Source organism: Paenarthrobacter sp. NPDC090517 (assembly GCF_044769165.1).
In the GTDB taxonomy this organism is placed as follows: domain Bacteria; phylum Actinomycetota; class Actinomycetes; order Actinomycetales; family Micrococcaceae; genus Arthrobacter.
This window is the reverse complement of record NZ_JBIVXN010000003.1, coordinates 102,362-116,545: the sequence shown is the minus strand read 5'-3', so window position 1 is coordinate 116,545 and position 14,184 is coordinate 102,362. Positions and strand designations below refer to the sequence as shown.

Sequence of the window (14,184 nt, the reverse complement as noted above, 5' to 3'; positions counted from 1 at the left end):
GATCATATCCAACCCGACGTGACCACGACGCCCGTTCACGACTTTGACGTGCAGCCAGGAACTTACATATGAAAGAGAGCAAACGATGACACGCATAGGTATCGTGGCCGAGCTGGGCCAGGAGTCGAGGGTGGCGGCGACGCCTGTCACAGTGCGGCACTTGTTGGGGTTGGGCTACGAGGTTGTGGTCGAGAAGGGTGCGGGGGAGCGTGCCTCGTTCCCTAATGAGTCCTATGCCCAGGCTGGGGCCCTGATTGTGGGTAGCGACGAGGCATGGAGCAGCGAAATAGTGCTGCGGGTTAATCCGCCCTCTGAAGAAGAGATCGGCCGTCTTGCCGATGGTGCCACCCTGATCGGAACGCTCAGCCCGGCGCTCCGACCCGAACTGGTGGAGGCATTGGCGTCACGCCCTATCACGGCATTGGCCTTGGATGCCGTGCCACGCATTTCACGCGCGCAGTCGATGGACGTCCTCAGTTCGATGGCGAATATAGCAGGGTACCGTGCCGTAATCGAAGCCGCCCACGAATTTGGCCGCTTCTTCACCGGGCAGGTCACCGCAGCGGGCAAAGTCCCGCCCGCGAAAGTCCTGGTTGCCGGCGGAGGCGTTGCCGGACTCGCGGCAATCGGTGCGGCCTCGAGTCTCGGCGCGATCGTACGCGCCACCGACCCCCGGCCTGAGGTGGCTGATCAGGTGAAGTCCATCGGCGGTACCTACATTAAGGTCGAGGTTGAGGAGGCGATGAACTCCTCAGACGGCTATGCCAAGGCCACATCCGAAGCGTACAACGCCCGTGCTGCCCAGATATATACAGAACAGGCCGCGGACGTAGACATCATCATTACCACTGCTCTGATTCCCGGCAGGCCGGCATCGAGGCTGCTCACAGCCGGGGACGTGGCCGGGATGAAGCCCGGCAGCGTGATCGTGGACATGGCCGCTGGCCTGGGCGGAAACGTGGAAGGCTCAGTCGCGGGACAAAGGATCGTGACCGAAAACGGCGTCGTGATCCTGGGCTATACGGATCTTCCGGGGCGACTGCCGGCCCAAGCATCGCAGCTGTACGGCACAAACTTGCTGAACCTGCTTAAGCTTCTTACGAAAGACAAGGACGGGCACCTCAGCATCGATTTCGACGACGTCGTTCAACGATCGGTCACCGTGGTGAGGCGTGGGGAGAAGACCTGGCCCCCACCTCCCGTCCAGGTCTCGGCGGCGCCGGTTGTAAAGGCCGACACCGGGACAGCGGAAAACACTGCGGCGATAAAGACAGAAGGTCTGGGCACAGTTGGCAAGGCTGGGTTGTTCGCTGCGGGCATCGCAGCGCTTTTCTTGGTCAATGTCGTCGCGCCAGCGCCGTTGCCACAGCACTTCACGGTACTGATGCTCTCTGTGGTGGTCGGTTTCTACGTCATCGGTAAAGTCCATCACGCCCTGCACACCCCGCTGATGTCGGTGACGAACGCCATTTCCGGAATCATCGTCGTCGGCGCCCTGCTGCAGGTCACCTCCGAAAACCCCCTCATGCAGATCCTTTCCTCCGTTGCGGTGCTGCTCGCAAGCATCAACATTTTCGGTGGCTTCGCCGTCACTCGGCGGATGCTCGCAATGTTCTCCAGCGGACGAAAGACACGATCATGAACACCGCCACCGAAACAGCAGCAACACTGACCAGGAGCCTAACCGTGACTGACACCGTCTCCGGTCCCTTGACCGCCGAGTCCATCGCAGGGGCGGCTTACATTGTCGCGGCCCTGCTGTTCATCCTCAGCCTCGCCGGATTGAGCAAACACGAAAAAGCCCGTTCCGGTGTCATCTACGGCATCACCGGCATGGTCATCGCCCTGGCCGCGACCATCTGGCTGACCCTCCAGGATGGGCGGGGCACCAGTCACGCCCTGACCGGTCTGGGCCTGCTCGTCGCCGCGGTCATCGTTGGCGGCGCCATCGGGCTGTGGCGCGCACGGGTTGTCGAAATGACCGGCATGCCAGAACTCATCGCACTGCTGCACAGTTTCGTGGGCCTCGCCGCGGTCCTTGTCGGCTGGAACGGACACCTCCAAGCCCCAGGCCTGTCCCCGCAACTGATGGCAATCCACCACGCCGAGGTGTTCATCGGCGTCTTCATCGGGGCAGTCACTTTCACGGGCTCCATCGTCGCGTTCCTGAAACTCTCCGCCAGGATGAAGTCCACTCCGCTCATGCTGCCGGGTAAGGACGCTCTCAACCTCGGCGCCCTTGTAGCATTCATCGCCCTTACCGTCTGGTACGTCAAGGACTCCCAGCTCTGGCTCCTGATCGTGGTCACCCTCCTGGCCCTCGGGCTGGGCTGGCACCTGGTGGCCTCGATCGGCGGCGGCGACATGCCCGTCGTCGTGTCCATGCTCAACAGCTACTCCGGCTGGGCCGCCGCGGCCGCAGGCTTCCTGCTCAACAACGACCTTCTCATCATCACCGGTGCCCTGGTCGGCTCGTCGGGTGCCTACCTGTCCTACATCATGTGCAAAGCCATGAACCGGTCTTTCATCTCCGTAATCGCCGGCGGGTTCGGCATCTCCGCACCCAGTTCAACCGACACCGACTATGGAGAGCACCGCGAGATCACCTCCCAGGCAACCGCAGAGTTGCTGACCAGCGCCTCCAGCGTCATCATTACCCCCGGCTACGGCATGGCCGTGGCCCAAGCCCAATACCCCGTCGCCGAACTCGCCCACCAGCTGAGGGAACGCGGCGTGAACGTCCGGTTCGGCATTCATCCCGTCGCAGGGCGACTCCCAGGACACATGAACGTCCTCCTAGCGGAAGCTAAGGTGCCCTATGACATCGTTCTGGAAATGGACGAAATCAACGAAGACCTGAACGGGACCTCAGTCGTCCTCGTTATCGGAGCCAATGACACCGTAAACCCCGCCGCCGCAGAGGATCCGGGCAGTCCCATCGCCGGCATGCCGGTGCTGCGCGTCTGGGAAGCGGAAAACGTGGTGGTCTTCAAACGCTCGATGGCAGCCGGTTACGCCGGAGTCCAGAACCCGCTTTTCTTCAGAGATAACTCCCAAATGCTCTTCGGAGACGCCAAGCAACGTGTTGAAGACATCCTCCGCGCGCTTTAACCGTTGCCGCACCCGAAATATCGTCCCAATACAACGGTGGTGAACGTGATCGAACTACACAGATATGAGGACTGGGCCCAACTTCGGGGCCACTTCGTAGAAATCAGACACTTGAACAATGTAGTGCGGTGTGGCTTCGTGGACGATGCGACAGCAGATTCCGAATTTATATGGGTAGCAGCCGATGCCAATACCACCAGACAGATGTTTGAAAAGTCCGAGGACTACGAGGTCTGGGTAAGAACGGACATAAGTGAGTAGAACCAGGTGAAGAAGCGCGCAATTCGTCGAGCCCTAACCGGTGAGCATTGTCCTGCATCGGGGTGGTGGTCCCCGGATGACAGTATGAGCCCTGCGCTGTTTGTGAGCGAGGGCACTTTGATGCCAACGTCAAACCATGAACCCGCTGTTTGGCGGCTGGTTGCTGTTCCGCAAACAGCCAATGCCAAGTGGTTAGCTCCGTCTGCCGAATCGGCACGACGCGTCCTCAGGACCAACGACGCGTAGATTCGTCTCCTCTGATGCGCGGGCATGTTCGAAGCACCGGAGGTCTCCGGAACGATCACATGAGCTTGTAGTTCGACCAGTTCAAGTGCGGTGTTTTCAGTCTCCGGACTGGTGGCGGACTGAAGGCTGCAACTGGCGGCGCATTCTCGGGGTTCATAGCTTGGGTCAAATACGCTATCCCGGGTTACAACCACATGGGGTAAAGGGGAGTGTGGACAGTGTCCACACTTTCCACCTTGGACTGCCTCGTTCAGCCCCCGAACTTGCCCGGATTCCGCATGTTTCCGCCACTTCCCGGCGCTTCCAAGCTCAAGAATCCCGTTCGAGTCCCACCTCGGGCACAGCAGACCCCCTCGTCAGAGGGGGTCATTGCTTTAACGTGTGTACACGCTGGGTGGTCAGGTCCCTCTGACATCGTGCCGCGGGGTGTGCCTGGCGCCGCGGGTCCCTGTTCGGTTGTGTGTGTGGGGGCGGGGTCAGGACCGTGGCTGGCCGGCCTTCCGGTGGCTCTGTACTGGGGCTATGGGTTCCTTTCTTGGTTCTCCGGGAGGGCGTGGTTGTCCTTAAGCCCCTTCATGGCTGGATGGACTGAGTGCAACATGACTTCGAGATCCTGCATCAAAGTTCTTGTTTTTGGCTCGTCGCTGGAGTCAAGAACCTGGACTAAGTAGAGCTTTTTCAGGCCAAAGAGGGGGTGGACATTGTCCACACTTAAATCTTCTCTATTGAGCCTGATCACAGCCACTTCCTTCCACTTGTTCGGCCTACATCCACTCATCGCGTGTAAGGACCCGAGCGACAAGACGCCCGTTCGCAAGCGCACCATCTGCAGGGCCGCAGCGACGTGAGAGTCCCGCCGCCACGGGCGACCGGTGCTTTGGGGAGGTCTCGTAGGTGTCCTCGACGCGTAACTACGACTAAATCGGGGAGTGTCCGGCGCGGATTGCGATCCCTGCCAAGGTCGCCGAGCATCTGGAGTTCACACGCTTGTCGGGGCGTTCACGTCGAAGCCGACCAGCTTGCCGATAAGGGCCCTTTAGGCCGTTGTAACGAGGCTATTCGTGTTTTCTGCGAGTACTCCAACTCTGATAACGACAATTGAGAAGAGGGAATCCAGCACTAGCTGTGCGAAAGTCGCAGCGCCTCCTCATTCATCTTTTTGGATCCAGCTCCACCGCAGGCCGATCCTTTGACAATTGTGCCGGCTACAAAGTATTCGACGCTGGAACCTCGCTTCGGCTCCCCTTCGGCCACCGTACAACCCTGCATCAACAACAAGGTGGCGTACCCGCGCTGGTTCACGAAAACAATCATCGGAAGAGATCGCGCCCTCGGGCTGGAGGGCGTGTGACAAAGGGCTGTCGTATCCAGCCAGTACTCTCTGGAGAGACCTTTCAATGATCATGTACGAGAGAGACCGGATTATGTCCCACGGATTCGACCAGCAGCCACACGCTATGCCACCCAACTACCCCAACCACGAGTCTGACGACGGGCAGGAAGAGGGACCGTTCTTCTTCCCCGACCTGGAGGGCGCCGCGTTCAAGTCCAAAGCGACAACCTTTGCCGTCATCGGAATTTTCTTCTTCGGCGTCATCTTTGGTCCCCTGGCGATCAGGAATGCCGCCAAGGCCGAGGCCCTGGGCGTGCGGGCTCCATTCGGAAGAATCTGTGGCTGGATTGTTCTTGTTGGGAACGGCCTGAACATTTGCCTCCTCATACTCGGAGCCGTTCTCGCCCTGTCCGGAGCCTTCGACCGTTCACCCGAATCGGTCGAGAGCAAAGTTAAATCCGTTGTCAAGGACGCGCGCGATCTTCAGGGAGAGCTCCCAATGCAAGTGGACTCTGTCACCTCATTGACTGGAATCGAGGCCGAAGGCGATGCGATCCGTTACGACTACGTCGTCTCGTCCAGCGTCGACCCGTCCACGGTCAGCGCAGACTCCCTACGCAGCATGGTCCTTCCGACCGTGTGTGCAGCCACATCGACGAAAGACATTCTTGATGCCGGTATCAAGATGAAGTACGCGTACACATTCGAGGGAAGCACCAAGAGTGTGGACTTCACCGTCACCAAAGCGGTGTGCGCAAGTCTATGAGCAAACGCGGGAGCATGTCTTCGCGCGGTGTGACGACAACGCGTCAGTAGAGTGAGCCCATGATTACTTCCCGGCCCACAGCGCCGGCCTGTATTGCTTTTGCTGGGCTGCTTCTCGCTGGCTGCGCAGCCACCGCGGCTCCGATTGCCCAGGAGACATCAACACCATCGGCGTCGATAGTGTCCAGCTCCGGTGGGCACGCTGACTGATGCGGAGCGGGTGACCAAAGCAGAGGCCGCAGCTCAGGCGGTGCTGCCTAATGCGCCCATCTGGAAGGGCATGACTTTCAAGGGGGTTGTCGTCGACGACTCCGAGATCTGCGTTGACGGCACGTGGGGCCCGGATGCCGTCCGGAAAAGCTCGGCGGGAACGCCGGCTTCGTCGGGGTCGGCTTTCCTGCGGTCGCCCTGGGCAAACCGGAGGACGGAATTTGCGAAGGCTATGCCCCAGCTGAAGCAAAAGCACCAGCCAAGGTCGAGGTGCCGTCAAAGATAGCCACGCAGGAATGACCAATGCTGCATGACCTGTAAGAGTGCGGCCTTACCCTCAGGCCTCTCATCAAGGGATCCTTTGATGAGAGCTTTTCAGTTGAAGCCGAGTGACGTTTCATGTTCGCGGTATTCCGGGTCGTTGCCTGTCCCAACAATGTGTCTCGAGTTGGATACGCCCGCGTCAACCTGGCTGACCAAAACACGGATTTGCAGAACCGCGAGCTCGAAGAAGTCGGGTGCGAGCGTATCTATAATGACCGCAGGATCAGCGTAAGCCGTCCTTAATTAGACCGAATGCTGGACCGACTCGGGCCGGCGATGAAGTGGTGGTGTGGAAGCTGGACCGGTTGGGACGCAACACCCGCCACCTGCTTGAACTCCTGGATGACTTCAAGGTGCGAGGCATCAAGTCCCGTTCCCTAAGGGATGGCATCGCCACTGACCCCGCCAGCGAGGTCGGGGGAGCGATGGCCCACGCCATGGTTACCATCATTTCCGCGTTCGCCAGCTCGAACGAGACCAACTTTCCGAGCGCACCAAAGCCGGCATGGCCGCGGCAGCTGCCAACGGGCGCGAGGAAGGTCGACGAGAAATGACGGCGGAGCACGAGAATGTGAAAAGGGCGCATGAACTGAAGGCTCGTGGGCTCAAACCGGCTGACATCGGAAAGATCATCGGAGCCAGCCGCGCCACGCTCTACCGACACCTGTCCATGGACTCCTAAGCCAGCTTCGTGCCTGCAGAGCTTCGTGCCTGCAGTCCCCGGCAGAGGATTTGGGACAACACGCGGGGCCGCCGGCTGCTAACCGGCGGAACAGATCGGCCATCGAAACGACGCGGTTCGGTCGGCGGCAGGCCCCCGTTCCTTGACAAGAAGACTGCAAGGGCCGGAGCGTCGTCGAACGAAGCTTCAATACCCTCAAGCAGTGGCGGGCTTGGCCGGTCGCGCTTCGACAAACTCGATCTCTTTTACTGCGGCGGAGCTGTTCTCCGAGCACTCAACATCTGGCTGACCACCTTAGGAGACACGCCCCAGCGGTTGTGTGCAGCCGGCCAGGACCAGCAGGGAGCAAATCTTCACGGGCAAAGTGCTAACTAAGCCTTCAGCAGCCTGACCCAGGGGTGTACGATTCGGCCATGTATAGCGCATCCAAGCAGAGCCGCTTTGTGGCGATCTTCGCGCCCCTCATCGCCGTCGTCGCCCTCGTTGCAGGGTGCACCGCACCATCCCCCTCCCCATCGCCGGAGGCCTCTCCCGACCCCGTTACCCTGTTGAAAGAGTCGAGTGAGACCACCAAAGGGCAGACCAGCGCGCATCTCGAACTCTCGGTTGAGGGCAAGATCGCCGGTCTGCCGGTCGAGGCGATCCAGGGCGATCTCACACGGACTCCTGCAGTCGCTGCCAAGGGCACACTCGACATGACATACCTTGGCCAGCAGCTCAAAGGGGTCGAGTTTGTAGTCTCCGACGGCGACCTCTGGGCCGCCATCACGTCGGGAGGCAGGCAGACTAACTTCGGGCCGGCCTCGAACATCTACGACCCCGCGACGATCCTGGACCCCGACGTGGGGTTGGCCAACGTGCTTGCCAACTTCTCCGATGCCAAGATTGACGGCAACGAGACCGTCGGCGGCGTGACCTCTGTGCGCATCACGGGCAACGTCACCGCGGACGCAGTCAACAAAGTCGCCCCGCAAATTGGTGCGACGGGGCCCGTGCCAGGCACCGTCTGGATCTCTGAAGGCGGCAACCGCGAGCTGATGCAGGCCCGTTTGGAGCCCAGCCCTGGTAACAGCGTCACAATGGCCCTGTCCAAGTGGGGCGAACGGGTCACCATAGATAAACCGGCGATGTGACCCAGGACCCGACTCCTGCCACCAGGCGGGCGTCGTCCAACCGCCGCATCGCGATCAGCGCGGCCAGTCTCGCAGTAGCGCTGGGCGCGCTCGACACCTACGTCGTCGTTACGATCATGACCGACATCATGCGCGACGTCGGCATCGGGGTGAATCAGCTGCAACGGGTCACCCCGATCATCACCGGCTACCTGCTCGGCTATATCGCGGCCATGCCGCTGCTGGGTCGGGCGTCGGACCGGTTCGGGCGGAAGATGCTCATCCAAGCCAGTTTGGCCGGCTTCGCGCTCGGATCGGTGGTCACGGCACTGTCAACTGAGCTCCCCGTGTTGGTCCTCGGCCGCACTCTCCAGGGCGCCGCCAGTGGCGCGCTGCTGCCGGTGACGATGGCCTTGGCCGCCGAGCTGTGGGCTGCGCGCAACCGTGCAGCTGTGCTCGGCAGTGTCGGTGCCGCCCAGGAATTGGGCAGCGTGCTCGGCCCCGTGTACGGCATTGCCCTGGTCGGTCTGTTCCAGCATTGGCAGGCCGTTTTCTGGGTCAACGTGCCGCTTGCGGTGATCGCGATGGTGATGATCCACTTCACCCTGCCCGGCCGGCAAAGAACCGATGATCTCCAGAAGGTCGACGTGCTCGGAGGCCTGCTACTTGCCATCGCCCTGAGCCTAACTGTGATCGGGCTTTACAACCCCAAGCCCGACGGCAAGATGGTGCTGCCCATGTGGGGAATGCCGATGCTGATCGCCGCCGCCATGGCGAGCGTCGCGTTCCTCCTCTGGGAAAGATTCGCCCGCGCCCCCCTGCTGGAAACGACAGGAATGCACCTCAGACCGTTCCTAGCGGCACTTGGCGCGTCGTCCGCCGCCGGCGCAGCTCTCATGGTGACCCTCGTCAACGTCGAGCTGTTCGGTCAGGGCGTCCTGGGCCAAGACCAGCACCAGGCCGCCCTGCTGCTGCTGCGCTTCCTCATCGCGCTGCCGGTTGGGGCGCTATTCGGCGGATGGCTGGCCACCCGGATCGGCGACCGGATCGTCACGTTCGCCGGTCTGCTCCTCGCCGCCGTTGGCTATCTGCTGATCTCGAAATGGCCCGTCGATGTGCTGACGGCACGACACGATCTCGGACTGTTCACCCTGCCCACACTGGACACCGACCTGGCCATCGCCGGCCTCGGTCTCGGCTTGGTGATCGGCCCGCTGACATCAGCGACGCTTAGGGTGGTTCCCGCCACCCAACACGGGATCGCGTCGGCAGCGGTCGTGGTCGCCCGCATGATCGGCATGCTGCTCGGCATCGCGGCGCTGAGCGCTTGGGGCCTCTACCGGTTCAACCAGCATCTGGCCGGCCTGCCCGCCGGTACGGGCGGCGACACCCTCGCGGAACGATTGTCAGCCGAGGCCGGCCGGGTCCGCGAAGCGTACGCCCTTCAGTACGGCGAGATCTTCTCGATCACCGCGATCGTGTGTGTGGTGGGCGCCGTGCTGGGTCTGCTGATCAGCGCGCGCGAGGAGTACGCCGAGGAGCCAGACGCTGGGGGAGATTTTCAGTAGCATCAAATCCCACAGCACAACACCTGAGGCCCGCTGACCGGTCCCGATTCCCCTCAGGTCAGAAGCCGCCAGAAGTCACGGAAGACAGCCTTGATACTCCGTGGATTCGACCGGCGACACCGGACCCGCGAATTCGAGCGACGCTCCACCGGGAGGACCAGCTCGGTGCACCCGCTGGGAACGCCTTTTCGCGCTGCAATTCAGGGTGGGGGAGCGTCCCGCTAAGGGTGTTCCAGTTCTAAGGAAGTGGAACAGGATCGGCCCCGGCATGAGAAAGCCCGCAGTGGGGAAATGCCCGCGTACGCATTGAAGCGGAGAATGCCCGAGCCGCCCTGGAAGCGGTCAATACTGTCGCCGGTGGGGAATCCTATCCGCTGCTCGTTGAGATGGCCGAAGTGAGTTTCCTCAGTCACGAAGCACGCGCTCTCCTTACCCAGCCCCGCGCCGCTTCGAGGATCGCCTTGCCATGCGGGGCCCAGTGGACTGCGTACTGGCTGACTATCAGCTTAAGACGGCGCGGACGCCGTGCTCCATCAGGTTCTTCACCTCCCAGACCGAGGCGCTGGCCTGGCTAAGGGAGTCCGAGTAGCCGCCACCGTGCAGGTTCCTCCATGTTTCCGCGGAGGAGCTTGCCCGGTGTCGGGCTTGTGGGAAGGCCGGTGCGGGCTGCTAGCTACGGAGTAGGACCTTTGCCGCGCGTTCACGGGACTGTTTCCTTTTCCACAACCGGCTTTCTTCTTCGTGGAGGACCACTTCGTGTTCCTGTTCGCTGATCTCAGGTCCGTCGTCCGTGGCCTAGCCGATGTTCGTGTCACTGATGTGGTGAGGCGTCCCATCCGACAGACCATGACGACGGTCCACCAGGAAGTCCGGCAAAGCATCGAAATATAATGGTTTTGTGGAAGTGAAGCTGACCTATGAGAACGGCGAAGGGGAACGGGGGCATGTGAGCGCCTTCGGTCCCAGCTACGAAGATGCCTTGGCTGCTGCACGCGTACTGGTGCCTGAAGGCTGTACCGTGCTCGCCATCAGCAAGTAACCGAAAACGCGGCCGGGTTCCGGACCGGGCATACTGCCACTCTTGGGCCGCGACGGGCCACGAGCAAGCGGTCGCAGTTACCGAAACTGCCACGGTCCCACTTCTAAGGAAATGGAGCACTCATTACCACCGAAGACCACGGGATTGATGGTTGAGGCACCCTGTACCGGAGCAAGGAGTAACGGTGGCGGGTTTTGGCAGATTAGAAGTCCCGGTCGAGGGGGCTGGTCTCGGTGGTGGGGGCTGTGGAGGAGCGTACGCCGCCGGGTGTGGTGACTGATGATGTTGGTGTCCAGACCATGGCCGCGGAGGTTGTTGAGGTGCGGAGGTTGCTGTTGCCGCTTGCCGTGCTGCCCAGGGTCACGGTGATGACGGTTCGTGGTATTCCGCTGGTGGTGATCGTTGTTGCGGTCATGGTGGCGTTGATCGTGGCGGTCCTATAGCTGGCGATGAGGTTTGCTTTGGTGTTCACGGTGCCGAGGTTGACTGGGCTGCCGTTGCGTTGGATGTCGATGGTGTCACCGCTGCTGCCGAGTCCCAGCAGGTTGCCGTCCCGCAGACGTAGCGTGACGGGCAGGGGTGCCCCGGTCCAGCCTGGAGTGATGGTGGCCAGGTTCACGGGTTGGCTATAGGTGTATGTGAGAGTGTCTGCCGAGCCGAGGCGGCCTGCGGTGCCGGTGGCATTGGCGGCTTGGATATCTGCTCCGCGAAGTGGGCTGTTGTCTACTCGGCGTGACGTGATGACCGAAGAAGTGGTTTCCCTTCCAGTGCCGTCGGTTAGGATCGCCCGGAAGTCATACACTCCGTCGGGTACGGCGCGGGTGTCCCAGTTGCAGGTGAATGGGCTGGTAGCCAGCGAGCAGCGGGTGGTCCATGCCGTGGTCCCTGCCGGAGCGGTTTGGATACGGACCTGGTTCACCCCTGCAGTGGAGTTCGCTGCCGCTGTCAGTGCAACGGTTCCTGTTAGGTAGGCACCGGGATCTTCCATGGAGACGGACGAGGCGGTGTTGTCCACGATCCTGTTGGTGATGGCGGTGGAGGTGGTTGTGTTTCCGGCTTCGTCGGTGGCGACCGCGCGGAAGCTGTAGGTGCCGTTAGGAAGCGCGGTGGTGTTGTATCGGCAAGAGAACGGTTCGGTGTCCACGCCGCAGAGGTTTGACCAGGTCGTTGTCCCGGAGCGGGAGTATTGGATCTGGACTTGCCCGATGCCTGAGTGGGTGTCGGTGGCTGTGGCCGTGAATGTCCTGGTGCCGTTGAGCGGGGTGCCGGGGTCGGACATGGCAACGGTTGGAGGCTGGTTATCTATGGTGACGTCGGTAATGATCTCGGAGTAGGTTGCTGTGCCGCCGGAAACGGCGACTGCGCGCAGATCGTAGGAGCCGTTGGTAAAGGCGGCGGTGTTCCACGTGCAGTTGTACGGGGAGGTCACGTTGGCGCAGAGAGTAGACCATTTGTCGGTTCCGGCTGCTGAGTACTCGACCCGTACGGTGTAGCTCCCGCCCGATGGGTTCTCCAGCGTGGTGGAGAGGATGACGGTTCCGCGCTGGGTCTCGCCGGGATCGGCTAGGTCAACGGCAAAGGTGTTGGCAACCCTGGTTTCGACCGGGGCCGAAACAGTGATGAGTCCGGCTTTGTCCGTGGCGACAGCGCGGAGGCTGTAGGCGCCATCCGGTATGACCGTGGTGTTCCACAAGCACGAGTACGGTGGTGCGGAGGCAGTACATAATAGGGTCCAGACGCCTCCGGAGGGTGCGTACTCGATCCTGACCCCGGCAACGCCGGTTTCCGCATCTGACGCTGTGGCTGTGAGGGTGACGCTGCCGCGGAGTGAGGATCCAGGACTGTTGATGGACACCACCGGCGGGTTCCAGTCTTCTGAAGCACTGAACGTATTGGCCGTGGTCGCTGTTGTCGCGGTGAACGCGGCCGTCGAAAACGCTGTGGTCCCTGCCAGGACCATGACGGCGATGATCGCGGTTAGGCCGAACGCTGCCCCCGCGCGCTGCCATTTCGACCGTCTCCCCGGAGGCTGTGCAGCGCGTGTTTCCAACGCGGCAAAGTGCTCGCGCGCAGCGGAGTGATCCGGAGCAGTGCCGGTCTGATCATCGTCGTCGTCGCTGCCGGTGCCTGTCCCTGTTTGTCGGTGTTGGTCTGGGCGGGTGCCGCCGAAGACAGCTGCGGTTACCGAGAGCAGTGTCAGGGCCGACCACAAAGTCAAAGCCGGGAAGTTGCCCGATACCAGCCATAGACCGGGAAGCCCGATGACCGGGACCAGTAGCCGTGCCTGTCCGGTAATTTGCTCCCGTTTCAGGGGCGTACTGTCGGCCTCGACGTTGGCGTCCCCTGCTGTGACGAACGTGCCGTCGTCGTTGGCCTCGACCACTCTGTGCAGGCGGGTTTTTTCGCTTCCGCCCGGTTCAGCGGAAGCGGGGCTGGTAAACTCGACCACCCCGCCCACAGGCACGGGATTTTCCGGATCCAGCGCAGACGCGAGCACGACGTCACCGGCGCTGATGTGAGGCTCCATTGAACCGCTTTGAACCACAGTTCCGCCCCAGCCGGCCAAGGCCGGAAGGACAGCGATCAGGGCAAGGCTAAGCACAACCCCTAGATACAACCGAGACAGCAGGCAGCCGAAAAACACCACCCACCCGTCCCGGGAAAATAGCGAAGTCACTCCGGAACGAACCGGGTGAACACCGGTTCTTTCCGGAGTCATCGATAAATCAGGACTGGCTAATGGTTACGGGGTGGGGGCGTTGTCGGACTGCAGCTCCCAGACCAAATCAATACCCACCCGGGCGCCCTGAAGGGCATTGATGGCGTCCTGGCTCATGCCGGTGGTATCAAAGCGCCAGGTGCCCCGGTAGCTCTGGGTTTCACCGGGCGTGCCTGCTGTCGTCCAGGGTGCCCCGCCGGTAGCGAAGTCCCGGTTCACCGAGGCCAGTGTGGACAACGGAAGTTCGGGGACCTGGTTCGCCGTAGGAGTGAACCCCGTGCAGTCATTGAACGAGCCACCCGTGCCTTGTTCCAGGTCGAAGAAAATCCTGTCCTCCATGCCGCGGGCCGCAATGAGGTTCTGCGTATACGCTCGAACCTCACCAGGAACATTGGACTGGGACGTGACCACAATGCACTTTTGCCCGGTCTGGCCAGGAACGATGTTCTCCACCGTAAAAGCGGCCGCGCCCAGGTCATCGTCGGTCAGCACGACGTTTCCCGTGCTCCAGGAATTTCCGGAGTTGCGCGTCGTTGCCGTAAAAGCGGCCTGAGACCCCTGCCAGACCATTGCCCCGGCCACAAGGACCGCCAGAGGACCGGCGGTGAACATGGCGATCTTACGAATGCGGTCGGATGGTTTCTTCATGAATAAGCACCTTGTCTATGCACGACTACCGCTCAGGCCACCAGCAAAATACCGTCACAGACGCTCTGCCGTCCCCAAGCATGACAAAGCAAGACTAACTGATTAACAGATTACTGACATTGCAGTCAAATATATGATAGTCAGCTTTCGATAAGCTCTATTGTAT

Annotated in this window: 12 protein-coding genes; 9 read left to right on the top strand and 3 right to left on the bottom strand. The window is 61.4% G+C overall.

What is annotated here, in order from left to right:
* The first annotated feature begins 85 nt into the window (after positions 1-85).
* Both ACIQTW_RS12195 and pntB read left to right on the top strand, forming a co-directional pair.
* The gene (locus ACIQTW_RS12195) at positions 86-1,642 is read left to right on the top strand and encodes a Re/Si-specific NAD(P)(+) transhydrogenase subunit alpha (RefSeq protein ID WP_402937122.1); all 1,557 of its coding nucleotides are present in this window, start codon (positions 86-88) and stop codon (positions 1,640-1,642) included.
* Positions 1,639-3,111 (top strand): Re/Si-specific NAD(P)(+) transhydrogenase subunit beta, encoded by a 1,473-nt coding sequence (gene pntB, locus ACIQTW_RS12190; RefSeq protein WP_402937120.1) that lies wholly within the window; start codon positions 1,639-1,641, stop codon positions 3,109-3,111. Before ACIQTW_RS12195 ends, pntB begins: the two co-directional genes overlap by 4 nt.
* 1,027 nt (positions 3,112-4,138) lie before the next feature.
* Here pntB and ACIQTW_RS12185 read toward each other — a convergent pair.
* Positions 4,139-4,357, bottom strand: coding sequence for a hypothetical protein (locus ACIQTW_RS12185; RefSeq protein WP_402937119.1), 219 nt, complete (start codon positions 4,355-4,357; stop codon positions 4,139-4,141).
* Between the two features lie 718 nt (positions 4,358-5,075).
* Here ACIQTW_RS12185 and ACIQTW_RS12180 point away from each other — a divergent pair.
* The 7 genes from ACIQTW_RS12180 to ACIQTW_RS12150 all read left to right on the top strand — a co-directional run bounded on the left by ACIQTW_RS12180 (position 5,076) and on the right by ACIQTW_RS12150 (position 10,651).
* Entirely contained in the window at positions 5,076-5,717 is a 642-nt protein-coding gene (locus ACIQTW_RS12180) for a hypothetical protein (protein WP_402937117.1), read from the top strand.
* A gap of 838 nt (positions 5,718-6,555) precedes the next feature.
* On the top strand, positions 6,556-6,804 hold the full coding sequence (locus tag ACIQTW_RS12175; RefSeq protein WP_402937115.1) for a hypothetical protein: 249 nt from the start codon (positions 6,556-6,558) through the stop codon (positions 6,802-6,804).
* On the top strand, positions 6,801-6,932 hold the full coding sequence (locus ACIQTW_RS12170) for a hypothetical protein (protein WP_402937114.1): 132 nt from the start codon (positions 6,801-6,803) through the stop codon (positions 6,930-6,932). The genes ACIQTW_RS12175 and ACIQTW_RS12170 overlap by 4 nt, the downstream gene beginning before the upstream one ends.
* A 413-nt stretch (positions 6,933-7,345) precedes the next feature.
* The gene (locus ACIQTW_RS12165; protein WP_402937113.1) at positions 7,346-8,065 is read left to right on the top strand and encodes an LppX_LprAFG lipoprotein; all 720 of its coding nucleotides are present in this window, start codon (positions 7,346-7,348) and stop codon (positions 8,063-8,065) included.
* The gene (locus ACIQTW_RS12160) at positions 8,062-9,612 is read left to right on the top strand and encodes an MFS transporter (protein WP_402937111.1); all 1,551 of its coding nucleotides are present in this window, start codon (positions 8,062-8,064) and stop codon (positions 9,610-9,612) included. Before ACIQTW_RS12165 ends, ACIQTW_RS12160 begins: the two co-directional genes overlap by 4 nt.
* 756 nt (positions 9,613-10,368) lie before the next feature.
* Positions 10,369-10,503 (top strand): hypothetical protein, encoded by a 135-nt coding sequence (locus ACIQTW_RS12155; protein ID WP_402937110.1) that lies wholly within the window; start codon positions 10,369-10,371, stop codon positions 10,501-10,503.
* A gap of 7 nt (positions 10,504-10,510) precedes the next feature.
* Positions 10,511-10,651 carry a hypothetical protein gene (locus ACIQTW_RS12150; protein WP_402937109.1) on the top strand — a complete coding sequence of 47 codons (141 nt, stop codon included), beginning with the start codon at positions 10,511-10,513 and terminating at the stop codon, positions 10,649-10,651.
* Positions 10,652-10,853: 202 nt separating this feature from the next.
* Here ACIQTW_RS12150 and ACIQTW_RS12145 read toward each other — a convergent pair whose 3' ends face one another.
* Together ACIQTW_RS12145 and ACIQTW_RS12140 are read right to left on the bottom strand one after the other, a co-directional pair.
* The gene (locus ACIQTW_RS12145) at positions 10,854-13,253 is read right to left on the bottom strand and encodes a signal peptidase I (RefSeq protein WP_402937107.1); all 2,400 of its coding nucleotides are present in this window, start codon (positions 13,251-13,253) and stop codon (positions 10,854-10,856) included.
* A gap of 141 nt (positions 13,254-13,394) precedes the next feature.
* Positions 13,395-14,018, bottom strand: a complete 624-nt coding sequence (locus tag ACIQTW_RS12140; protein ID WP_402937106.1) for a hypothetical protein — start codon at positions 14,016-14,018, stop codon at positions 13,395-13,397.
* Positions 14,019-14,184: the final 166 nt, after the last annotated feature.

Excerpts from the sequence above, each read along its gene's own strand:
- ACIQTW_RS12195 (WP_402937122.1), top strand. The coding sequence starts at position 86 with ATGACACGCATAGGTATCGTGGCCGAGCTGGGCCAGGAGTCGAGGGTG.
- pntB (WP_402937120.1), top strand. The coding sequence starts at position 1,639 with ATGAACACCGCCACCGAAACAGCAGCAACACTGACCAGGAGCCTAACC.
- ACIQTW_RS12180 (WP_402937117.1), top strand. The coding sequence starts at position 5,076 with ATGCCACCCAACTACCCCAACCACGAGTCTGACGACGGGCAGGAAGAG.
- ACIQTW_RS12170 (WP_402937114.1), top strand. The coding sequence starts at position 6,801 with ATGACGGCGGAGCACGAGAATGTGAAAAGGGCGCATGAACTGAAGGCT.
- ACIQTW_RS12165 (WP_402937113.1), top strand. The coding sequence starts at position 7,346 with ATGTATAGCGCATCCAAGCAGAGCCGCTTTGTGGCGATCTTCGCGCCC.
- ACIQTW_RS12140 (WP_402937106.1), bottom strand. The coding sequence starts at position 14,018 with ATGAAGAAACCATCCGACCGCATTCGTAAGATCGCCATGTTCACCGCC.